This window comes from Streptomyces macrosporus, from assembly GCF_039533145.1.
Classification (GTDB): Bacteria; Actinomycetota; Actinomycetes; order Streptomycetales; family Streptomycetaceae; genus Streptomyces; species Streptomyces macrosporus.
The window spans coordinates 70,734-91,711 of record NZ_BAAASZ010000052.1 but is presented as its reverse complement, the minus strand read 5'-3'; the positions used below and the strand labels follow the sequence as shown (position 1 = coordinate 91,711).

General features: G+C 74.0%; 21 protein-coding genes. 11 read left to right on the top strand and 10 right to left on the bottom strand.

Annotated elements, in window-relative coordinates:
* Positions 1 to 39 precede the first annotated feature (39 nt).
* Complete coding sequence (gene rpsR, locus ABD335_RS29780) at positions 40 to 276, top strand: 30S ribosomal protein S18 (protein WP_003978893.1); 237 nt, start codon at positions 40 to 42, stop codon at positions 274 to 276.
* Positions 277 to 294: 18 nt separating this feature from the next.
* The gene (rplI, locus tag ABD335_RS29775; protein ID WP_344329104.1) at positions 295 to 741 is read left to right on the top strand and encodes a 50S ribosomal protein L9; all 447 of its coding nucleotides are present in this window, start codon (positions 295 to 297) and stop codon (positions 739 to 741) included.
* Positions 742 to 856: 115 nt separating this feature from the next.
* Here rplI and ABD335_RS29770 read toward each other — a convergent pair whose 3' ends face one another.
* A complete protein-coding gene (locus tag ABD335_RS29770; RefSeq protein WP_344329102.1) occupies positions 857 to 2,203 on the bottom strand; it encodes an MATE family efflux transporter in 1,347 nt (448 codons plus the stop codon).
* Between the two features lie 448 nt (positions 2,204 to 2,651).
* On the opposite strand from ABD335_RS29770, the gene dnaB reads away from it, so the two are divergent.
* The 3 genes from dnaB (at position 2,652) to ABD335_RS29755 (ending at position 6,127) form a co-directional block, all read left to right on the top strand.
* Positions 2,652 to 4,145, top strand: coding sequence for a replicative DNA helicase (gene dnaB / locus ABD335_RS29765; RefSeq protein ID WP_425583784.1), 1,494 nt, complete (start codon positions 2,652 to 2,654; stop codon positions 4,143 to 4,145).
* 198 nt (positions 4,146 to 4,343) lie between these two features.
* Complete coding sequence (locus tag ABD335_RS29760) at positions 4,344 to 4,832, top strand: MarR family winged helix-turn-helix transcriptional regulator (RefSeq protein ID WP_344329100.1); 489 nt, start codon at positions 4,344 to 4,346, stop codon at positions 4,830 to 4,832.
* Positions 4,829 to 6,127, top strand: a complete 1,299-nt coding sequence (locus tag ABD335_RS29755; RefSeq protein WP_344329099.1) for an MFS transporter — start codon at positions 4,829 to 4,831, stop codon at positions 6,125 to 6,127. The genes ABD335_RS29760 and ABD335_RS29755 overlap by 4 nt, the downstream gene beginning before the upstream one ends.
* A gap of 237 nt (positions 6,128 to 6,364) precedes the next feature.
* Here ABD335_RS29755 and ABD335_RS29750 read toward each other — a convergent pair whose 3' ends face one another.
* Both ABD335_RS29750 and ABD335_RS29745 read right to left on the bottom strand, forming a co-directional pair.
* On the bottom strand, positions 6,365 to 6,736 hold the full coding sequence (locus ABD335_RS29750; protein WP_344329097.1) for a VOC family protein: 372 nt from the start codon (positions 6,734 to 6,736) through the stop codon (positions 6,365 to 6,367).
* A gap of 114 nt (positions 6,737 to 6,850) precedes the next feature.
* A complete protein-coding gene (locus tag ABD335_RS29745) occupies positions 6,851 to 7,654 on the bottom strand; it encodes an aminotransferase class IV family protein (protein ID WP_344329096.1) in 804 nt (267 codons plus the stop codon).
* A 166-nt stretch (positions 7,655 to 7,820) separates the two neighbouring features.
* On the opposite strand from ABD335_RS29745, the gene ABD335_RS29740 reads away from it, so the two are divergent.
* Both ABD335_RS29740 and ABD335_RS29735 read left to right on the top strand, forming a co-directional pair.
* Positions 7,821 to 8,165 (top strand): MerR family transcriptional regulator, encoded by a 345-nt coding sequence (locus ABD335_RS29740; protein WP_344329095.1) that lies wholly within the window; start codon positions 7,821 to 7,823, stop codon positions 8,163 to 8,165.
* Between the two features lie 150 nt (positions 8,166 to 8,315).
* A complete protein-coding gene (locus ABD335_RS29735; protein WP_344329093.1) occupies positions 8,316 to 9,068 on the top strand; it encodes a helix-turn-helix domain-containing protein in 753 nt (250 codons plus the stop codon).
* Here the strand turns inward: ABD335_RS29735 and ABD335_RS29730 are convergent.
* Complete coding sequence (locus ABD335_RS29730; RefSeq protein ID WP_344329091.1) at positions 8,978 to 9,400, bottom strand: VOC family protein; 423 nt, start codon at positions 9,398 to 9,400, stop codon at positions 8,978 to 8,980. The two genes, ABD335_RS29735 and ABD335_RS29730, sit on opposite strands and share 91 nt — an antisense overlap.
* A gap of 133 nt (positions 9,401 to 9,533) precedes the next feature.
* Between ABD335_RS29730 and ABD335_RS29725 the strand changes: the two genes are divergently transcribed.
* Entirely contained in the window at positions 9,534 to 9,986 is a 453-nt protein-coding gene (locus ABD335_RS29725; RefSeq protein ID WP_344329089.1) for a GNAT family N-acetyltransferase, read from the top strand.
* Positions 9,987 to 10,073: 87 nt separating this feature from the next.
* Here ABD335_RS29725 and ABD335_RS29720 read toward each other — a convergent pair whose 3' ends face one another.
* Positions 10,074 to 11,108, bottom strand: a complete 1,035-nt coding sequence (locus ABD335_RS29720) for a restriction endonuclease (protein ID WP_344329087.1) — start codon at positions 11,106 to 11,108, stop codon at positions 10,074 to 10,076.
* Between the two features lie 212 nt (positions 11,109 to 11,320).
* On the opposite strand from ABD335_RS29720, the gene ABD335_RS29715 reads away from it, so the two are divergent.
* On the top strand, positions 11,321 to 12,724 hold the full coding sequence (locus ABD335_RS29715; RefSeq protein WP_344329086.1) for a serine hydrolase domain-containing protein: 1,404 nt from the start codon (positions 11,321 to 11,323) through the stop codon (positions 12,722 to 12,724).
* 51 nt (positions 12,725 to 12,775) lie between these two features.
* On the opposite strand, the gene ABD335_RS29710 is transcribed toward ABD335_RS29715, so the two are convergent.
* Positions 12,776 to 14,359 (bottom strand): GNAT family N-acetyltransferase, encoded by a 1,584-nt coding sequence (locus ABD335_RS29710; RefSeq protein ID WP_344329085.1) that lies wholly within the window; start codon positions 14,357 to 14,359, stop codon positions 12,776 to 12,778.
* Positions 14,360 to 15,063: 704 nt separating this feature from the next.
* On the opposite strand from ABD335_RS29710, the gene ABD335_RS29705 reads away from it, so the two are divergent.
* Positions 15,064 to 16,404, top strand: coding sequence for a globin domain-containing protein (locus ABD335_RS29705; protein ID WP_425583783.1), 1,341 nt, complete (start codon positions 15,064 to 15,066; stop codon positions 16,402 to 16,404).
* Between the two features lie 220 nt (positions 16,405 to 16,624).
* On the top strand, positions 16,625 to 17,410 hold the full coding sequence (locus ABD335_RS29700; protein ID WP_344329388.1) for a pyridoxamine 5'-phosphate oxidase family protein: 786 nt from the start codon (positions 16,625 to 16,627) through the stop codon (positions 17,408 to 17,410).
* A gap of 36 nt (positions 17,411 to 17,446) precedes the next feature.
* Here the strand turns inward: ABD335_RS29700 and ABD335_RS29695 are convergent, their stop codons facing one another.
* The 4 genes from ABD335_RS29695 to ABD335_RS29680 form a co-directional block, all read right to left on the bottom strand.
* Entirely contained in the window at positions 17,447 to 17,962 is a 516-nt protein-coding gene (locus tag ABD335_RS29695) for an NUDIX domain-containing protein (RefSeq protein ID WP_344329082.1), read from the bottom strand.
* Positions 17,963 to 18,253: 291 nt separating this feature from the next.
* Entirely contained in the window at positions 18,254 to 19,432 is a 1,179-nt protein-coding gene (locus tag ABD335_RS29690) for a cystathionine gamma-lyase (protein WP_344329081.1), read from the bottom strand.
* A gap of 63 nt (positions 19,433 to 19,495) precedes the next feature.
* Positions 19,496 to 20,398, bottom strand: coding sequence for a fructosamine kinase family protein (locus tag ABD335_RS29685; RefSeq protein ID WP_344329079.1), 903 nt, complete (start codon positions 20,396 to 20,398; stop codon positions 19,496 to 19,498).
* The gene (locus tag ABD335_RS29680) at positions 20,395 to 20,949 is read right to left on the bottom strand and encodes a low molecular weight protein-tyrosine-phosphatase (RefSeq protein WP_344329078.1); all 555 of its coding nucleotides are present in this window, start codon (positions 20,947 to 20,949) and stop codon (positions 20,395 to 20,397) included. Before ABD335_RS29680 ends, ABD335_RS29685 begins: the two co-directional genes overlap by 4 nt.
* Positions 20,950 to 20,978 lie beyond the last annotated feature (29 nt).

The window sequence follows — 20,978 nt, the reverse complement described above, 5'->3', positions numbered from 1 at the left end:
TCACAGGCACAGACTTCTTGAACCAAACGGAGAGAGACAATGGCGAAGCCGCCTGCTCGCAAGCCGAAGAAGAAGGTTTGCGTGTTCTGCAAGGAGAAGATCTCCTACGTCGACTACAAGGACACGAACCTGCTGCGGAAGTTCATTTCCGACCGCGGCAAGATCCGTGCCCGCCGGGTCACCGGCAACTGCACCCAGCACCAGCGCGATGTCGCCACGGCCGTGAAGAACAGCCGCGAGATGGCGCTGCTGCCCTACACCTCGACCGCTCGATAAGGAAAGGGTGACCGACTCATGAAGATCATCCTGACCAACGAGGTCTCCGGTCTCGGCAACGCCGGCGACGTCGTCGAGGTGAAGGACGGGTACGCCCGCAACTACCTGCTCCCCCGTGGTTTCGCGATCCGCTGGACCAAGGGCGGGGAGAAGGACGTCGAGCAGATCCGTCGCGCCCGCAAGATCCGCGAGATCGCCACGATCGAGCAGGCCAACGAGATCAAGAGCCGGATCGAGGGCCTCACGGTCCGCCTGAAGGTCCGCGCCGGCGACCAGGGCCGCCTGTTCGGCTCCGTCACCCAGGCCGACATCGCCTCGGCGGTCAAGGCCGCGGGTGGTCCGGACGTCGACAAGCGCCGCATCGAGCTGGGCTCGCCGATCAAGACCCTCGGCTCCCACCAGGTGATGGTGCGCCTGCACCCCGAGGTCACCGCCAAGGTCGGCGTCGAGGTCGGCGCCGCCTGAGCGGCGATCGCCGCGTCCGTACCCGGCCGGTGAGCCGGCCGGTACGACGGTGACACACAGGGCCGCGGTCCCCCACGGGACCGCGGCCCTGCGCGTTCCGCGCGGTGCGCGCTCGTCAGGCCCGCACCGCCCCGGTGACCACCCAGCGCCCGGAGCGCGCCCGCAGCCACAGGGTGACCAGCCGGACCGTCATCATCAGCCCGGCGACCGCCCACCACAGCGCGGTCAGCCCTCCCCCCAGCACCGGAACGGCCAGCGCCACCGGCGCGAACACCACCAGGGTCACCAGCGCCGCCCACGCCAGGTACGGCCCGTCGCCCGCTCCCATCAGCACGCCGTCCAGCACGAAGACCACCCCCGCGATCGGCGAGGTCACCGCCACCACCAGCAGCGCCGGCGTCAGTTGGTCGTGCACGGCCGTGTCCGAGGTGAACAGCGGCAGCAGCAGCGGCCGGGCCACCACCACGAGCACCCCCAGCACCGCCCCGGACACCACGCCCCACTGCACCATCCGGCGGCAGGCCGCCCGCGCCCCCTCCGCGTCCTCGGCGCCCAGGTACCGGCCGATGATGGCCTGTCCGGCGATGGCGATCGCGTCCAGCGCGAAGGCCAGCAACGACCAGATGGTGAGGGTGATCTGGTGCGCGGCCACCTCGGCGTCCCCCAGCCGCGCGGCGACGGCGGTCGCGATCACCAGCATGGCGCGCAGCGACAGCGTACGGACCAGCAGCGGCGCACCGGCCCGGCCGCCGGCGCGTATCCCGGCGACGTCCGGGCGCAGGGAGGCCCCGTGCCGTCGGGCGCCCCTGACCACCACGACCAGGTAGACGGCGGCCATGCCGCACTGGGCGATCACCGTGCCCCACGCCGAGCCGGCGATGCCCCACCCGGCGCCGTAGACCAGGACCAGGTTGAGCACGGCGTTGGCGGAGAACCCGCCGACGGCGACGTACAGCGGGGTCCGGGTGTCCTGGAGCCCGCGCAGCACCCCGGTGGCCGCCAGGACGACGAGCATCGCCGGAATGCCCAGCGTGCTGATCCGCAGGTACGTCACGGCGTGGGGCGCCGCGGTGGCGGAGGTTCCGAACAGGTCGATCAGGGCGGGCGCGGTGGGCAGGACGACGGCCACCACCGCGGCGCCCAGCAGCAGCGCCAGCCAGATGCCGTCCATGCCCTGGCGGATCGCGGCGGGCAGGTCTCCGGCACCGACGCGGCGGGCGACGGCCGCGGTGGTGGCGTAGGCGAGGAAGACGAAGATGTTCACGCCCGTCGTCAGCAGCGTGGCGGCCACACCGAGCCCGGCGAGCTGTGGGGTGCCCAGATGACCGACGATCGCGCTGTCGACCATGACGAACAGGGGCTCCGCGACGAGCGCGCCGAAGGCGGGGAGGGCCAGCGCGATGATCTCGCGATCGTGGCGTCGTACGGCGGCGCGCCCGGCGGGCTGGGGAGCGTGTGTCATGATCCGATCCAAACATCCACAAGTAATAGTTGCAAGAGCGCTGTGACTCTTACCATTGTTCACCTGCGGTGAGATCCTCTGTGCCGTTTGTCGCGATCTTGGCGGCGGGCGCGAAGTTTTTCTCCTGCACAGCCGGTGGATGGCGAAACAGCAGGTCGGGACGGGTGCGGAGAGGAAGTCGCCGAGTTCTCCACAGGTCCGTCCCCCGGCTCGTGCACAGGATTCACCGAGTTCTCCACAGGCTGGGCCCGCTCGTCCACATGCCCTGTGGATAACCGAGTTGGTCGAAGCCCTCCACGGCCATACCGTTGTCCGGCACCCGCCCGCTGTTCCCCTCGTCTTCGCCACGGACTCGACGCGCCGTAACCGATCGGCGGGCGCGCCCATTGTCAGAGCCGTGCCGTAGGAATGGGGGGCGCGGCCGCACGGAACGGGAGGAGGTGGCGGGGTGACGCAGTCCGAGCACGTCGAGAGCCCGGCACCCGGTTACGCCCCTGTCGCGGGAGGCACCGGACCGGGCGACCACCTGCCCCTCTCACGCCAACGCCGGGGCGTGGCACCGGACGGCGAGCGGCACGACCGCGGCCCCGACACCTGGCCCGCGGGCGCGGCGGGCTCCTTCGAGCGCGTCCCCCCGCAGGACATCGACGCCGAGCAGTCGGTCCTCGGCGGCATGCTGCTCTCCAAGGACGCCATCGCCGACGTGGTGGAGACCTTGCAGGGCAAGGACTTCTACCGGCCGGCCCACGAGACGATCTACCAGGCCATCCTCGACCTGTACGCCAAGGGGGAGCCCGCCGACCCCATCACGGTCGCCGCGGAGCTGACCAGGCGCGGCGAGATCGCCAAGGTCGGCGGCCCCGGCTACCTCCACTCCCTGGTCCAGACGGTCCCCACCGCGGCCAACGCCCAGTACTACGCGGAGATCGTCCACGAGCGCGCCGTCCTGCGCCGCCTGGTCGAGGCGGGCACCCGCATCACGCAGATGGGATACGCGGCCGACGGCGACGTCGACGAGATCGTCAACACCGCCCAGGCGGAGATCTACGCGGTCACCGAGCAGCGCGCGTCGGAGGACTACCTCCCCCTCGCCGAGATCATGGAGGGCGCGCTCGACGAGATCGAGGCGATCGGTTCGCGCAGCGGCCAGATGTCGGGCGTCCCCACGGGCTTCACCGACCTGGACTCCCTCACCAACGGCCTCCACCCGGGCCAGATGATCGTCATCGCGGCGAGACCCGCCATGGGCAAGTCGACTCTGGCCCTGGACTTCGCCCGCGCGTGCTCGATCAGACACAACCTGCCCAGCGTGATCTTCTCGCTGGAGATGGGGCGCAACGAGATCGCGATGCGTCTGCTGTCGGCCGAGGCGCGCGTGGCGCTGCACCACATGCGCTCGGGCAGCATGACGGACGAGGACTGGAACCGGCTGGCGCGTCAGATGCCGGAGGTCACCAACGCGCCGCTGTACATCGACGACTCGCCGAACCTGACGATGATGGAGATCCGCGCCAAGTGCCGCCGCCTGAAGCAGCGGAACGACCTGCGGCTGGTCGTCATCGACTACCTCCAGTTGATGCAGTCGGGAGGCTCGCGCCGTCCCGAGAGCCGTCAGCAGGAGGTCTCGGAGATGTCCCGGAACCTCAAGCTGCTGGCCAAGGAGCTGGAGGTGCCGGTGGTGGCGCTCTCCCAGCTCAACCGCGGCCCCGAACAGCGCACGGACAAGAAGCCGATGGTCTCGGACCTCCGTGAGTCGGGTTCGATCGAGCAGGACGCCGACATGGTCATTCTCCTGCACCGTGAGGACGCCTACGAGAAGGAGTCGCCGCGTGCGGGCGAGGCGGACCTGATCGTGGCCAAGCACCGCAACGGCCCGACGGCGACGATCACGGTGGCCTTCCAGGGCCACTACTCGCGGTTCGTCGACATGGCCCAGACCTGACGCCCGGCCGCGTCGGTTCCCCGGTTCCCCGGGGGAGACCCGGACCGGTGGATCACGTGTCGGTGAGTCGCCGTTGTGCTGACGGGGTGGGGAGGGGGCACGAGCGGGGCGGGTACGCGCAGGGGCATCGGCACCCACAGGGGCGGGATGGCCGGGAAAGGCCGCCGCCATTTATGACAGCGCTGTTATATTAGCGCTGTGACATCTTCCGACCCCACGGCGCTCCCCGATCCCTGGCAGTCGCTGCACGAGCTGCTGGCCGCCATGGACGCCGAGATCGAGCAGGTCTACGTCGAGCGTGGCATCGAGGGGGTGCGGCCGCGGTTCGCCTATCCGCTGATCCGGCTCGCCCATACCGGGCCGCTGACCATCCGCGAGCTCGCGGAGTCCCTCGGCCGCTCGCACTCCGCGATCAGCCAGACCGTCGCCGCCATGCGCAAGGAGGGTCTGCTCACCACCGAGCCGGGCCCCGACGCCCGCACCCGGCGGGTCGACCTGACGGAGCGTGGCCGATCGCTGGTGCCGTTCCTGGAGGCCGAGTGGCGCGCCACGCACGCGACGGTCGCCGAGCTGGACGCCGAGATCCCCTACGCGCTGACCACCGTCGTCGAGGATCTGCGCAGGGCGTTGGAACGCCGGTCGATGCGGCAGCGGATCCTCGACCACCTCGTCGAGCCGCCGCGATGAGGGGGCCCGTTCGGTTCCTCGACACCCGTCCGCTGCGCGGCAGTCGGCTGTTCCGCGACCTGTGGATCGGCTCCTCGGCCTCCCAACTCGGCACGCAGATGGCCACGGTGGCGGTGCTGGCCCAGGTCTGGGACCTGACCGGCAGCCCGGTGGGCACCGGCGCCATCGGGCTCGCCACCGGCCTGCCGATGGTGCTGTTCGGGCTGCTCGGCGGCACGTTGGCCGACACCGTCGACCGCCGTACGGTGGTGTGGGCCGCCACCGCGGGCCAACTGCTGGCCGCGGCGGGGCTGTGCGCCCAGGCACTGGCGGACAACCGAAGCGTGCCGCTGCTGCTCGCCCTGGTCGCCCTGGGAGCCGCCTGCGGCGCGCTCGGCGCGCCTGCCCGGCGCACCTTCCCGGTCCGGCTGCTGCCGGCCGATCAGGTCGCGGCCGGGCTCGCGCTGACCAACGTCTCCTTCCAGGCCGCGATGCTGGCCGGGCCCGCGCTGGCCGGGCTGATCATCGCCCGTTGGGGCTTCCCCGCCGCCTACGCCGCGCAGGCCGTCACCGTCGCGGTCTCCATGCTCACGGTGATCCGCCTCCCGGCCATGAGGCCCGAGGGCACCGACGCGGCGGGCACCGGGCGCCGGCCGCGGCGCGGCGGTTGGCGGATCATCCTGCGCCGCCCGACGCTGTGGGGCTCGATGGCCACCGACCTGTCCGCGACGCTGCTCGCCATGCCGATCGCGCTCTTCCCGCTGATCAACGAGATCCGCTTCGGCGGCGATCCGCAGACCCTCGGCCTGTTCCTCTCGGCCGTCGCGGTCGGGGGGATCACGGCCGGCCTGCTCTCCGGCACGGTGACGCGCCGGCGCCGTGCCGGTCTGGTCCAACTGACCGCGGCCGGCGTCTGGGGCCTGGCCCTGGCCGGCTTCGGCCTGGCCGGATCGCTGTGGTCGGCGCTCGGCTGTCTGGCCGTGGCCGGCGCGGCCGACACCGTGTCGGTGATCACCCGCAGCGCCCTCGTCCAGGTGGAGACCCCGGACGCGTACCGGGGGCGGGTCTCCTCCGTGGAACACGTCATCGGCGTCGCGGGCCCCGAACTCGGCAACTTCCGCGGCGGCCTGCTGGCATCGGCCACCTCCGCTCCCTTCTCCCTGGTCGTCGGCGGCCTGTCCGCCACCTTGGCGGTCATCGCCGTGGCCGCCGTCAACACCCCCCTCCGCGCCTACCGCACGCCGTCCCCCGCACCGGACGCCGCCCCCGAGCCACCCGCCCCCGGGCCCGCCGACGCGGCGACGGCCGCGGGTTAGGCGGCCCTGGCCGGCCCCGTTCGCTCCGTACTCGTCCGAGTGCACCACCGAGTACGGGGACGGTGCGTGCCGCTCCGGTGGCGGGTTGCCGTGGCGGTGGGAGGGATCGGGTCCGAGGACGTGACATCGCCGTGGGACCGAGCGCGGTCACCGACCCGTGAGACGACCTCCACCGTCCCCGGTCCCACGGCCGATGTCCGGTCGACGGCGGAGCCGACCGGCCGCCCCGAGCCGGACTCAGCTCCTGACCGTCGGACAGAAGGGACGTCCGGCCGGGTCGGTGAGAACCCGCCGGCGATCCCCGTGCGGCTGGTGATCCGGCTTGCCGGCGCCCGGTTCGAGCAGCCGGGCCTCGGCCTCGTCCAGGTCGTCGACCGCGAAGCAGAGGTGGAGCCGCCGGGGAACGCTCTGGCCGGGCCGGCGGGGAGCCCGGTGGTCGTCGACCCGCCGAAAGCCGATGAGGAGTCCGTCCTCGCGGCGGAGGCCGGCGAAGTCGGCGTGGGACCTCGGGTGCGGTTCGAGGCCGGTGGCCTGCCGGTAGAACTCCGCCGGCGCCAGGGGATCGGGGCAGTCGAGCGTTATCGCGGTCAGCGTCATCAGCGGGGGCATGGAACCTCCGGACCGGTCGGTGGACCCTCGCGAGCCCACACCCGGGAGACGGCCGCCTGCTCGCGGACCCGCGGACCGGGGAACGGTACGGGCGGGCGTCGGGCGGGCCGTCCCTCACGGCGAGGTGAGCGGTTCGGCCCGGTAGGCCCGGTGAAGCGTCTCCACGAAGGACGGTGCCTCGGGCAACGGTACGGAGCCGATCCGGCGCACCGCCACACCCGGCGTCCACGAGTTCATGACCACGGTCCCGGCCAACGCCGGCAGGTCGGCGAGCGTGACCTCCCGGTGGCGCTGGGGGATTCCGAGGCGATCCAACTGCCGGCGGACGATGCCCATCGTGGTCCCGCCGAGCATCTCGGCCACGGGCCACACCACCGTGGTGCCGTCCCAGAAGGCCAGGTTCCAGATCGTTCCCTCGCTCAGCCGGCCCCGACGGTCGACGAAGACGGCGTCGTCGAAGCCGCGCTCGACGGCGTGGCGGAGGAAGTGTGTCTTGGCCGTCTCGCCCACGTGCTTCACGGCCGGGAGGAACCGTTCGTGCTCGACCGCCGCCAGCGCCAGGGGGCCCTTCGGGCCGGAAGCGGGCGGTCCGGTGCGGACCAGTAGCTCGGGTTCCACATCGGCTCCGGCCACGGTGAACTCGCCCGTCGGCAGGTACACCGTGGCCGTCAGCGAGAGGTCGGCCGGGCCGGCCTCCAGCGCCGCCCGCAGACAGGACCGCACCCGGTCGTCGGGCAGTGCCCGGCCGAACAGCTCCACCGAGGCGGACCGCAGCCTCTCCAGGTGGAGGTCGAGGCCCCGGACCCGGCCCCCGCGCACCTGCAGGGCGGTGAAGTGGGCGTGGCCCGCGAAGGCGAGCGGCGTCAACTCCTCGGCGGTCGCCGGTCGACCGTTGCGTTGAACGACGAAGGCGGTCATGCGGCCCTCCGGTGGTGTGGAGTCGAGGGAACGGAACGACGGGCCCGGTCGGGGCGGTGGTCGGGGTGTCGCCGCCGACACCGGGCGGCATGCGTGGAACGTCTGCCCATGGGGCGACGTTAAGGCTTCACACCGATGTGAAGGTCAACTCCGAGGGGGTGGTCGGATGCTGATCGGGGAGCTGTCCCGGCGCACCGGGGTCAGCCCGCGCCTGCTGCGCTACTACGAGGCGCAGGGGCTGCTCGACGTCAGGCGCGGTCCGAACGGCTACCGCGACTACGACGAGCACGCGGTGGTCACCGTGCGGCAGGTCCGTGCCCTGCTGGACGCGGGCCTGTCCACCGAGGTGATCCGTTCGGTGCTGCCGTGCGTCCGGGGCGAGCGGCCGGGGTTCGACTGGTGCGCGGACCTGCGGGCCGTCCTGAGCCGGGAGTTGGCGGCCATGGACGAGCGCATCGACGGCCTCCGGCGCCGCCGCGACGCCCTCGCCGGCTACCTGGCGCAGTCCTGAGCCGTCGCAAGCCGTCGCGTGGACGGGAGAGGCACGGACCCCACCGGGCGGCGGCTCCGGCGGCTCCCGGTGGCCCGGACCGCCGCCGGCGGGTTCCGGCTCGTCGCGAACCGCTCGCGTCGTGGGGCGCGGGCGGGGGATGCTGGAGGGGTGTACGAGGAACGGCTCTCGCGACGGGTGGACGGTGCGGTGGTCTGGCGTCGGGGCGCCCTGCCGGACGTCCGCCGGGCACGGGTGCTGCCGGACGGGTGCATGGACCTGATCTGGACGGCCGGCGGGCTGCTGGTGGCCGGGCCCGACACCCGGGCGCACCTGGTCGACGACGTTCCCGGCACGAGCTACGTGGGGTTGCGGTTCGCCCCCGGCACCGGGCCGCGCGTCCTGGGCGTACCGGCGCACGAGCTGCGTGACGCGCGGGTGCCGCTCGACGCGCTCTGGCTGGGGCGCGAGGTGCGGGAGCTGACCGACCGGGTGGCGGAGGCGTCCGACCGGGCGCGGGTGCTGGAGGACCTGGCCGCGGACCGGCTGCGCGGCGTGCCGGACGATCCGCTGTCCCGGGCGGTGGCGGCCCGGCTGCGCGCGGGCGGGAGCGTGGCGGCCGTGGCGCGTGCGTCGGGGCTGAGCGCCCGGCAGCTCCACCGTCGCTCGCTGACCGCGTTCGGGTACGGGCCGAAGACGCTGGCCCGGGTGCTGCGTCTGGAGCGGGCGCTGCGCATGGCCCGCGCCGGTGTGCCGGCGGCGTCGGTCGCCGCCTCGGCCGGGTACGCGGACCAGGCGCACTTCTCCCGCGAGGTGCGGGAGTTGACCGGGGTTCAGCTCTCGGTGCTGCTGTCGGGCCGATCCTCCCGCAGGGGGGCGAAGAGGGAGACCGAGATGCCGTCGGGGTCCAGGACGACGGCGTAGCGCTGCCCCCAGAAGGCGTCCCAGGGCTCCTTGTGCCCGGTGTACCCGGCCTGGACCAGCTCGGCGTACCGCTTGTCCACCTCGGCCGGGTCGTCGCAGAGGAAGGCCAGGTCCACGCGGGCGCCGCCCCGGGGCGGGGTCCAGTCGGGGTCGTAGGAGCGGACCGTCTCGACGGTGTCCCAGGCGAGGCGGAGCCCGCCCGGCAGGGCGGCCTCCACGTGGGGCAGGCCGTCGGCCTCGGCGGGGATGTCGAGGCCGAGGCGGCGGTAGAACGCGAGCGAGGCGGCCATGTCGGTGACGACCAGGCCGACGAGGTCGAATCGAGGTGCCATGCCGCCATGGTGGGCGGTGGACCCGCCGCCGGTCTTGAAGGAATCGGACGTCCGCCGGGCGTCTTCGCCGGCGCCCCGAACCCCGCCCGGAAACGTCCACCGCGGCGGAGGCGGCGCGCGTAGGGTGACGATCATGAGCGATCTCGAGATACGGCCCGCGACGGCCGACGACCTGCGCGCCATCGTGGACATGCTCGCCGACGACCCGCTGGGCGCCCGACGCGAGTCGCCCGACGATCTCGCCCCGTACCGCGCCGCCTACGAGCGGATCGTCGCCGATCCCCACCAGAAGCTGGTCGTCGCCGTCCGGGACGGCCGGGTCGTCGGCACGCTCCAGCTCACCGTCATCCCCGGGCTGTCGCGGCGCGGCGCGAGTCGCGGGCTCGTCGAGGCCGTCCGCGTCCACGCCGACGAGCGCGGCGCGGGGCTGGGCGCCCGGCTGATCGAGTGGGCGATCGAGGAGGCCCGCCGGGCGGGCTGCGCCCTGGTCCAGCTCACCTCCGACGCCACCCGCACCGACGCCCACCGCTTCTACGAGCGCCTGGGTTTCGTCGCCTCGCACGTGGGGTTCAAGTTGGCGCTCTGAACGGTCCGGTCGCCGCTAGACTGCGCGAGGCCCGAAGCCGCAACCTCTTCTTGCGACTTCGGGCCTCCGTCGCGAGCGCGCCGGCCGTCAGCGCAGCGCCTGGAGCACCGTCCCGGTGCTCCACGCCTCCAGCAGCGCGCGGTGTACGGCGGTGACACCGTGGCGGGCGGCGAGGTCCAGCGCGGCGGGGGTGACCGTGGAGGTGGTGACGAGCAGGGCCACTTCCGCCCGGTGCCCGTCCTTCGCCGTTCCGATGAACTCCCGCATCTCCCCGCTCCGCACGGTCCGGTCCGGTGCGGAGTGCTCGCACCGCACCACCAGCCGCCGTCCGTCGGCGGTACGGCCAAGGAGGTCCGTGCTCGAAGCGCCGGTGCCGCCGGTGTCGGTGCGGGTGTCGGTGACGGTGTCGGTGAGGGTGCACCCGTCGCGGCGGCACAGGCCGGCCACGTGGTCCTCGAACGCGCGCCGGTCCATGGCGTCCACGGCGGTCATCGTCCTCACGGGACCCTTTTCGCGAAGGGTGCGTTCGACGCGGTCGAGGTCCGCGCGGATGTCGACCAGCTCGCGGTGTTGCTCACCGGACGCCCGGACGAGGTGGTTCAGCATGGGGACGACCGTCCGGCCGATGATCCTGCTCGCGGCCTCGGCACCGACGCGGGCGATGCGGTCGTCCAGGGCGGCGAGGTCGATGTCCACACGGGCGCGCACCACGTTGTCCACAGGCTGTGGACGAGCGTTCCGCTCGGCGTCCAGCAGATACGCACGCACTTGACGTGCGACGACGCTGTCGCGCAGCAGCATCGCGACGTTGAGGACGGCACGCCGGGAGAAGACGCCCACGGAGCGGGTGCGCGGGTTCAGCCCACAGAGGTCCTTGAAGGACCTCAGTGCGGGTCCCGTCAACAGCCGGTATCCGTTGGCCTGGAGTTCTTCCCGGTGGTCCTTCACCAGTGACTTGACGGCTTCGACACCCACCTCGAAGTAGTCCGCCACCATCCGGGTCGTCACGTGAAGTCCGTCCGGCAGGACGGAGAGCGCCTTGACCTTGTCGAGCGCCTCCGTGCGGCCCGCCACGCTCTCGCGCAGCGCCCTCGACTCCAGCAGGACTGTTTCGTCCACCATCACCGTTTCCTCCGATCGGGCGTCACCCCAATGGCCCCGCCCCTCACCAGGAGAACGAGGCGAAACGTGTGGAGACACGAACGAACGGCGTGAAAGCGTGCGAAAGACCGTCCGTCCGCGTCGGTCGTCCACAGGGGCGGGCCACCGCACCGCCTCGGGCGGCGCGGTGGAAAACGCCGGCGTCCGCGGACGTGACCGGGGAGAGTGGCCACATGATCACAGACAACGGAGAACCGGACGTCGAGCCGCTGCCCGAGACCCGTCGGGCGCTCCTCCACAGGCTGGCCCGAGCCCAGGCCGAGGGGCGGGTGCCCTCGGTGGTCGGGGCCGTGGTGCGGGACGGGAGGGCCGTGTGGGCCGGGGCGCGCGGCGGTGTGGACGGCGGTCCGCCGACCGCGGACACCCAGTACCGGATCGGGTCGATCACCAAGACGTTCGTCGCCGTGCTGGTGATGCGGCTGCGCGACGAGGGGAGGCTGGACCTCGCCGATCCGCTCGGCGAGCACCTGGACGTGCCCGCGGAGGCGGGGCCGGGGTTGGCCGGGGCGACGATCGCCCAGCTGCTGTCCCACTCCTCCGGCCTGGCCGCCGAGCCGCGCGGCCCCTGGTGGGAGCGGACGCCCGGCAAGCTCAGGCCCGAGCCGACGGACCTCTTCGGCGAGCGACCGCTGCGGCACCCGACGGGGCGGCGGCACCACTACTCCAACCTCGGCTACGCGCTCCTGGGCTCCCTCGTGGAGCGGCTGCGCGGCGCGCCGTGGGGCGACGTGCTGCGCGAGGAGGTGCTGGAGCCGCTGGGCATGCGCCGTACGACGGCGCTGCCCGTCGAGCCGTACGCCCGGGGGTGGGCCGTGCATCCGTGGGCGGACGTGGTGCAGCCCGAACCGGCCGCGGAGACCGGGCTGATGGCGCCCGCCGGGCAGTTGTGGTCGACGGCGGAGGACCTGTGCCGCTACGCGGCGTTCCTGTCGGCGGGCGACGAGCGGGTGCTCGGCGCGGAGAGCCTGGCCGAGATGCGGTCCCCGGCGGTGGCGCCGGAGGCGGGGTCCTGGGACCAGGCGTACGGGCTGGGGCTGCAACTGGCGCGCTCGGGCGGGCGGTTGCTGTCGGGGCACACCGGGTCCATGCCGGGGTTCCTCGCCGCGCTGTGGACGGCTCCGGAGGAGCGGCTGGCGAGCGTGGTGCTGGTCAACGCGACGTCGGGGCTGCCGGTGGGCGGTCTGGCGGCCGACCTGCTGGGGATCGTGGCGGAGCGCGAGCCGTCCTGCCCCGAGCCGTGGCGGCCGCGGTCCGAGGCCGATCCGGAGCTGCTGGAGCTGACCGGTCCCTGGTACTGGGGGCCGTCGGCGTTCGTGCTGCGGCTGCGCTCGGGACGGGAGCTGGAACTGGGCGCGGTGGGCGGCGCGGGCCGGGGCTCCCGGTTCCGGCCGGAGGAGGACGGCACCTGGACCGGGCTGGACGGCTACTACGCGGGCGAGACGCTGCGGGTGGCACGCCGGGCGGACGGCACGGTCGACCACCTCGACCTGGGGACGTTCGTCTTCACGCGCCGCCCGTACGACCCGGAGGCCCCCGTCCCGGGCGGGGTGGACCCGGAGGGCTGGCGCGCGGACTGACGCCCGCGCGTCCGGCGCCCCCGGATCGTTCGGCCGGGCCGTCCGGGGGCGTCAGCCCAGCGCCACCGAGCAGGGCGCGAAGACGCGGCGGGTGTCGCAGGGGACGTCCGGGGCGCCGTGGACCATCAGCGTGGAGAGGAAGCCGCCGGCGAGGCCGTGGGCGCGCAGCCAGACCGCCAGGTCCCGGTGGTGGGCGTGGGTGTCGAAGCGGATCGGGCCCTCGGTGCGGGAGGCGAGGTGGGCGATCAGGGCGCGGGCGGTGGTCTCGTCCTCGGCGACGACCGGGCCGATCACGGTGGTGTCCCCGTTCGGCCAGGCGGCGGCGAAGCCGGTCGTTTCGGTGCCGGAGGCGGCGACGGCGAGGCGGTCGGCGAAGGACGGCAGGCGGGCGAGGAGGTGGGTGCGGTCGGCGCCGAAGACGGCGGTGTCCAGGGCGCGCACGGCGGGCAGGTCGGCCGCGGTGGCGTCGCGCACGGGGACGTCGGCGGTGTGGCCTCCGGGGCAGGCGCAGGCGAAGCGGCCGGTGTACGTGTCGACGGGGGTGAGGGGGGTGAAGCCGAGCCGTTCGTAGAGCGGCCGTCCGAGGTCGGTGGCGAAGAGGAAGACGGTGGCGTCGCCGGCTTCCCGGAGCGCGTGCCGCATCAGCCGGAGGCCCAGGCCGCGGCGGGCGTGGCGCCGGGCGACCAGCACCATGGAGACGCAGACGCAGGGCCTGCCGCCGGGAACGCCGTCCGGGGGGCCGTAGGTGGTGAGGACGAAGGCGCCGATCAGGCCGCCGCGGACGTCGTCGGCCGGGGCGTCGATGCCGTAGCCCTGTCCGGCGGTCAGCAGCAGCCGCCACTTGTGCTCCTCGCGTGACCAGCCGCGGTCGGCGGCGAGGTCGAGGCAGGCGGGGAGGTCGGCGAGGGTGAGGCGGCGGACGGGCGGGGCCGGCGGGAGCGGCGAGGGCGAGAAGGGCGAGGTCGGTGCGGTCGGTGCGGTCGGTGCGGTCGGTGAGGACGGTGAGGAGGAGGTCACGGAGGCCCAGGATGGCCGACGGGTCGGTGGCACGGCCACCGGTTTACGCCCTCGTGCCGGCCCCGACCTCCGTCCTCGTCCCCGCTTCCGTCCCCGTTCCCGTCCTCGTTCCCGTCCTCGCGCGTCCCGCGGCGCGCGCCCGCCTGCCCCGGCGTGTCGGCCCCCAGGGCTTGAGCACCGAGATCGCGGTGACGAACGCGTGGGTCGCCGGCGCGACGGACGGGGGACGAGGGGGTCGACGGGGTTCACCGGACGTCCGGCGGCGGCCTCGGCCGCGGCGGCGTCGATTCCGGGACGGAGGAGGAGGATCGAGGCGCCGTTGGCGGCGAGGGTCAGCCAGAACTTGGTGAACACCCAGCGGTGGCGCGCCGGCCCCCAGGACGTGCCGAGGGAGAGCGCCAGTCCGCTGGTCAGGGTGAGGAGGGCGACCGGGGCGACCAGCCGGTCGGTGATGGTCGCCATGGCGCGGTAGGCCGTCTCGGCGGCGTCGGGGGAGTCGCCGGCCGCGCCCGCGACGGCGAGCGTCAGCAGAGCGAGGGTGAGGCCGAGCCACGCGGCGGAGACGGTGACGTGGACGACCAGGAGGGCCCGGCGGGCCGGGCGGGAGAGGTGTCGCATGCCCACCGCGTTCGTCGTTAGCGGTCCGCGGCGCGTCCGGTGGCGGGAGTGTCCCGGTGTACTCGGCCGGGAGTACGGGAAGGGCGGCGGTCCGCTCCCGGGAGGCGCGCGGGTGCTCCGCCGGGTGTTCCCGCGCGTTCCGGCGTGCTCGCGTGTGGTTCCCGGGAGTCCGGTCGCCGTCCGCCCCGGTTGCCGAGAGGGGAAATGCGCGGGCCGGGGGGAGGAAAGGGAACGGCCCGTGATGGAAAGCGCGGAGGGGGCGATCCCGCAGGTTTTCCGTATGCCGCCCGGGAAAGTGAAGATCGCGCATCGAAAGTGTGAGCGATACGCGACGGAGGGCTTGCGGGACGCGCGCCGGTGACATGCGGAGGTGTGCCGACCGCCGTGCGCGCAATCCGTTTCCCCTCGGTCCCGGACCCCGCCCCCCGGGCCGGGGCGAGGGCCGACTGCCCTGCTCCGCGCGCCCGTCGGGACGGCGGACGGGACGCCGGACGCGGCGGCCGGCCATGTCCGGCGGGGGCGGGGGAGGCGGAATTCCGTGAAACCGCGGAGGGGACTTGTGCATTGACGGGTCGCCGGTATGGTCGAGTCCACATCGCCGCTCACGTCAATCCGCGGCCGATGACACGGGGTCTCCTTACGGGCGCTTTCCGCCCCCGGCGAGCGACCGCACCGATCGGAAGATGTTCGAGGCGAGACAGACCATGGCCACTACGTCGGCGGACAACGGAACTCCCCAGGGCGCGGCCGGCGGGACCGCCGCCGTAGGACGTGACGCCGGCGGTGGGGAGTGGAACTGGTTCACCCCTCCGGCGGAGGAGCGGGCCGCGCCGCCGTCCGGTCCCGCGCCGTCGCCCCCGGCCGCCCGTCCCGCGCCCGAGCCGTTCGTCGCCAACCCCGACTACGGCAGGTTCGACCCCGAGAGCGACGCGCTGCTGATACGCCGCACGCTGGAGGAGATAGAGCCGATCTCCCAGGCGGTCACCTCGTACTTCTACGCCCTGCTCTTCGTCCGGCACCCGCGGCTGCGCGAGCTCTTCCCCGCCTCCATGGACGCCCAGCGCGACCGGCTGTTCAAGGCGCTGCTCACCTCCGCCAAGCTCATCGACGACACCCGCGTCCTGACCCAGTACCTCTCCCACCTCGGTCGCGGCCACCGCAAGTACGGCACCCGGCCCGAGCACTACCCGGCCGTCGGCGAGTGCCTGATCGCCGCGCTCACCCGCTACGCCACGCGGACCTGGAGCGAGGAGGCCGAGGCCGCCTGGGTGCGGGCCTACACCGCGATCTCCCAGATCATGATCGACGCCGCGGCGGAGGACGAGCGGCGCGCCCCGGCCTGGTGGCAGGCGGAGGTGGTCTCGCACGAGATGCGCACGTCCGACATCGCTGTCATCACCGTGCGGCCGGACCGGCCCTACCCCTTCCTGGCCGGTCAGTACGCCAGTGTGGAGACCCCGTGGTGGCCGAGGGTGTGGCGGAACTACTCCCTCGCCTGCGCCCCGCGGACGGACGGGCTGCTCGTCTTCCACGTCAAGGCCGTGCCCGCGGGCTGGGTGTCGGGCGCGCTCGTCCACCGGGCCCGCCCCGGCGACGTGCTGCGGCTGGGCGCCCCGGCGGGGACGATGACCGTGGACCACTCCCGCGACAACGGCCTGCTCTGCCTGGGCGGCAGCACGGGCATCGCGCCCATCAAGGCGCTGGTGGAGGACGTGGCCCGGCACGGTCGGGCCCGCCGGATGGAGGTGTTCTACGGCGCCCGCAGCGCCCACGACCTGTACGACCTGGACACCATGCGCGAGCTGGAGCGGCGGCACACCTGGCTGTCGGTCCGCCCGGTGGTCTCCGAGGGGCCGTCGGACGGTCTCGTCGGTCAACTCCCGGACGCCGTCAGGCGGTACGGGCCGTGGCACGCGTACGACGGCTATCTGTCCGGCCCGCCCGGGATGATCCGCAGCGGGGTGGACGCGCTGGTGGGGTCCGGCATCCCCTCCCACCGCATACGGCACGACTCCCTCGACGGCCTGGCCGCCGTGGGCGGTTGAGGGCGGCGGGCGCGACCGGGTACGGCAGGGAACCGAGAGCGGCAGGGAATTGGAACGGAATGTGGACCGCGGCGTGAACCACGGGATGGATGTGACGGAAGCGGCGGGTGCGGTCCGAGCGACCGACGAGACGATGCTGCTGCGGGTGGTGGAGCCGGTGGAGCACCGGCAGGCGACCGCGGTCACGCCCGTACGGCCCGGCAGCGACGGCGAGCACGCGATACAGCGGCGGCTGGGCACGGTCGAGCGCGCCGACCGCTTCTACGACGAGCAGATGCTCGACCACCTCAACGAGCGGATGCGGGAGTTCATCGGGCGGCAGGAGATGTTCTTCCTGGCCACCGCGGACCGGCACGGCGAGTGCGACAGCACCTTCCGCGCCGGGCCGCCCGGCTTCCTGCACGTGGTCGACGAACGCACCCTGCTGTACCCCGAGTACCGGGGCAACGGCGTGCACGCCAGCCTGGGCAACATCCAGGAGAACCCGCACGTGGGCATCCTGATGATCGACTTCTTCCGGGCCCGGATCGGCCTGCACGTCAACGGGCGTGCCGAGATCGTCGAGGACGAGGCGGTCCGGGCGGCGCACCCCGAGCTCACGGTCGACTCCGTGCCCGGGCGGCGGGCGCGGATGTGGGTGCGGGTGACGGTGGAGGAGGCGTACATCCACTGCGCCAAGCACATCCCGCACCTGCAGAAGGCGCCCAAGGGGACGCCGCGCGACTGGGGCACCGACGACCAGCGGCGCAAGGGCGGCGACTTCTTCGGGACGGCGCGCGCGGCGCGTGAGCGCGGTCCGGCCGAGCGTCCGGCGCGCGAGCACGTTCCCGCGGTCGCGGAGCGGGGGGCCGCGGGGAGTCCGCCGGCGCGGCCGGCGTTCGCGGACGCGCTGCCGGACGCCAAGGACCCGGCGGCCTGGCGGGCCCACGCCGAGAGGGTGCTGGCCCGGGCGCGCAGCCGCCGCGCGGAGGCCGAGGAGGTGCCCTTCACCGGCTGGTTCGGCTGACGCCCGGCCCCGGACCGGCTCCCGTTTCCGGGCCGGTCAGCCCAGGCCCAGGTCGGGGGCGAGCAGGGCTCGCACGCCCTCGATGTTGGCGTCCAGGAAGGCGCGCAGGGAGGGCGGCACCACCTCCACCGAGGCGATGCCCGCGCGGGTGAAGGGGACGCGGACGATCTCGTACTCGCCGCGCGGAGCGTCCACCTCGGGGCCGTGGCGGCGGGAGGGGTCCATGTCGGCCGGCCGGCAGACGAAGAAGTGCTGCACCTTCACCCCGGGCGGGCCGGTCGGGTCCGCGGCGTCCGGGTCGTCGGCCGGGTCGTAGGGGACGGTGTCGACGAAGGCGTGGACCACGTCGGTCACCTTCGCCCCCAGTTCCTCGTCCAGTTCGCGGTGGAGCGCCTCGACGACGGTGGCGTCCTCCGGCTCGACACCGCCGCCCGGGGTGATCCAGTACGGGGCGCGGCCGGGCTTGGTGCGTTTGATCAGGATCATCTCGTCGTCATCGAGCAGGATGGCCCGGGCGGTGCGCTTGACCACGGGGCGTGCGTCGACGGTCATGGGGAAGGTCTCGCCCGGCGCGGTGGGGGCGAAACCTCGCCCGGCACCCGGCACCCGCCCGGTCAGCGGGTCGACGAGGGCGACCGGGGTCGACGAGACGAGCGGGGCCGACGAGGCGAGCGGGAGTGTCGAAAATCGTGATGGGACAATGACGGTGGGTCAACTACCCTTGACCCGGCGCGGTCCACGCGCGTCGCGCGGGGCGGCTTGAGGCACGAGGGGGGGAGCGTCAAGCCGCCCGCGCCCTCTCCGCGGGCCGGCGCCCGGCGCGCGCGTCGGGTCGTCCGCGGGTCAGCCGCGTCCGGCGACGTCCAGCGCCGTCCGGAGGTCGGCGATCAGGTCGGCGGCGTCCTCCACGCCCACCGACATCCGCACGAAGCCCTCCGGCACCGCGTCCCCGCCCCACCGGCCGCGCCGCTCGGCCGTGGAGCGCACGCCGCCGAAGCTGGTCGCTTCGCCCACCAGCCGCAGCGCGGCCAGGAAGCGCTCGGCGAAGCCCTTGTCCGGCAGGGTGAAGGAGACCACGCAGCCGAAGCGCCGCATCTGCCGGGCGGCCACCTCGTGCGCCGGGTCGTCCGGCAGCCCCGGGTGGCGTACGTCGCTCACCTCGGGACGCTCGCGCAGCGCCTCGGCGACGGCGAGCGCGTTGGACGCCTGCCGGGCGGTGCGCAGCTCCAGCGTGGCCAGCGAGCGGTGCGCCAGCCACGCCTCCACCGGCCCCGGGATCGCCCCGACCGTCTTGCGCCACAGCCGCACCGACGCCGCCAGCTCCTCGTCCCGGCAGGTCACGTAGCCCAGCAGGACGTCGCCGTGGCCGGTGAGCGCCTTGGTGCCGCTGGCCACGGCGTAGTCGGCGCCCAGCTCCAGCGGGCGCTGGCCCAGCGGGGTGGCCAGGGTGTTGTCCACGGCGACCAGCGCGCCGCGCTCGTGGGCGGCGTCGGCCAGCCGGCGGATGTCGCAGACGTCCAGGCCGGGGTTGGAGGGCGACTCGATCCACAGCAGCGTCGCGCCGTCCAGCGCCTCCAGCTGCGCGTCGCCGCCGGTGGGGGCGGTGCGGACCTCCACGCCGTAGCCCTCCAGGCGCTCCCGCATGGGAATCAGCAGGTTGTAGCCGTCCGAGGGCAGCACCACCACGTCGCCGGGCTTCGTCCGCGACAGCAGCACCGCGGAGATCGCGGCCATGCCGGACGCGAAGACGGTGGTCCGCGCCGTCTCGTCGCCGGGCGCCTCCAGCTCGCCGATCGCGCGCTCCAGCCCCGTCCAGGTGGGGTTGTTGTCGCGGCCGTAGGTGTACGGGACGCCACGGGGGTCCCTCCCGGGTCCGAAGGACTCCGGGGGAGGGTCGCCGGGCAGGTGGTAGTGCGCGGCGAGGACGGGACCCGGCAGCGGCGGAGCGTAGGGCTCCTCCTCGGGCAGCCCGGCCCGTACCACCCGCGTCCCGTCGCCGTCGCCGTTCCCGCCGTCCACCATGTGCCGCTCCTCGTGCTCCGCCCCGGTCGTCGTACTCGGTGCCTTCGAGCGTACGTGCGCCGCTCAGCCCAGCGCCGACCGGGCCGCCGCACCGCACCGGGCGCCGTAGCCGGAGCCGAAGAGGACGGCGTGCACCAGCAGGTGTTGGAGCTGGTGGAGCGGCAGCCGGGCCCGACGGCCGGGCAGGGGCCTGACCTCCTCGTACGCGGCCAGCAGCCGCTCCAGATGGGGGCAGCCGAACAGCTCCAGCATGCCCAGGTCGGTCTCCGGGTGACCGCCCTGCGCGGCCGGGTCGATCAGACGGGCGCGACCGTCGGCGGACCAGAGGACGTTGCCCGACCACAGGTCGCCGTGGACGACGGCGGGCGGCTGCGGCGGTCCGGAGACGCCCGTGCCGTCCCCCGGATCGGCGGCCAGCTCCTCGCACAGCCGCTCCACGTCGCGGGCGTCCCCACGGCCGATCCCGCCGCGGTCGACGGCCTGCCGCAGCAGGGGCAGCAGCCGCCACTCGGCGTGGAAGGCGGGCCAGTCCTCCGGGGCGGTGGGCGGTTCGGCGGGCGAGGGCAGGGGCACCGAGCCGAGGTAGGCGGGGCGGGACGGGTCGGGGTTGCCCCAGGCGGGGGCCGGTGTGGAGTGGAGGGCGGCCAGCTCGCGGCCGAGCCGTTCGGCCTGCGCGGCGTCCGCCCGGCCCGGCTCGATCCACTCCAGCAGCAGCACGTCCGCCTCGGCGGCGAGCACTCGGGGAACGGCGACCGTCCCGGTGGAGGCCAGCAGCTCCAGACCGCCGGCCTCGGCGGCGAAGAAGCCCTCGGGCGCGGGGCGGAGGGTCTTGGCGAAGACGGCGCGGCCGTCCGGGAGCGCGATCCGGTACGCGTCGCAGATGTCGCCGCCGCCCACGGGCCGAACCCCGTCGACGGCGGAGCCGGTCAGGGCCGCGGCACGGCCGACGACGAACCCCTCGCTCACGACCGCGCCGCGGCGGCCCCGTCGGCCTCCACCGCCGCCCGCACCTCCTCCAGCAGCCCCGGCACGGCCTCCTCCACGAGGGCGAGGCACTCCTCGAAGCCCTCCATCCCGCCGTAGTACGGGTCGGGCACGTCCCCCTCGGCGCCGTCGGCGTCGGGGGCGTACGAGCGCAGCAGCCGGATCTTCGCGGCGTCCTCGGGGGTGGGGGCCAGCGCCCTCAGCTCGCGCAGGTGCCCCTCGTCCAGGGCGATCACCAGGTCCAGCCGTTCGAACCAGTCGCCGCGGAACTGCCGCGCGACGTGCTCCAGGGCGTATCCGGCCGCCTCCAGCACCGTGAGCGTGCGGTGGTCGGCGCCGTCGCCCACGTGCCAGCCGCCGGTGCCCGCGCTGCTCACCTCCACCAGGTCCGCCAGCCCGGCCTCCGCCACGTGGGCGCGGAAGACGGCCTCGGCCATGGGAGAGCGGCAGATGTTCCCGGTGCAGACGAAACAGACGCGGTACGGCGTACGGGCGCCGGCGGGGTCGGGGGTGTCGGACGTGCGAGTGCGCATGTGTTCCATCATCGGCGACGTGCCGGCGT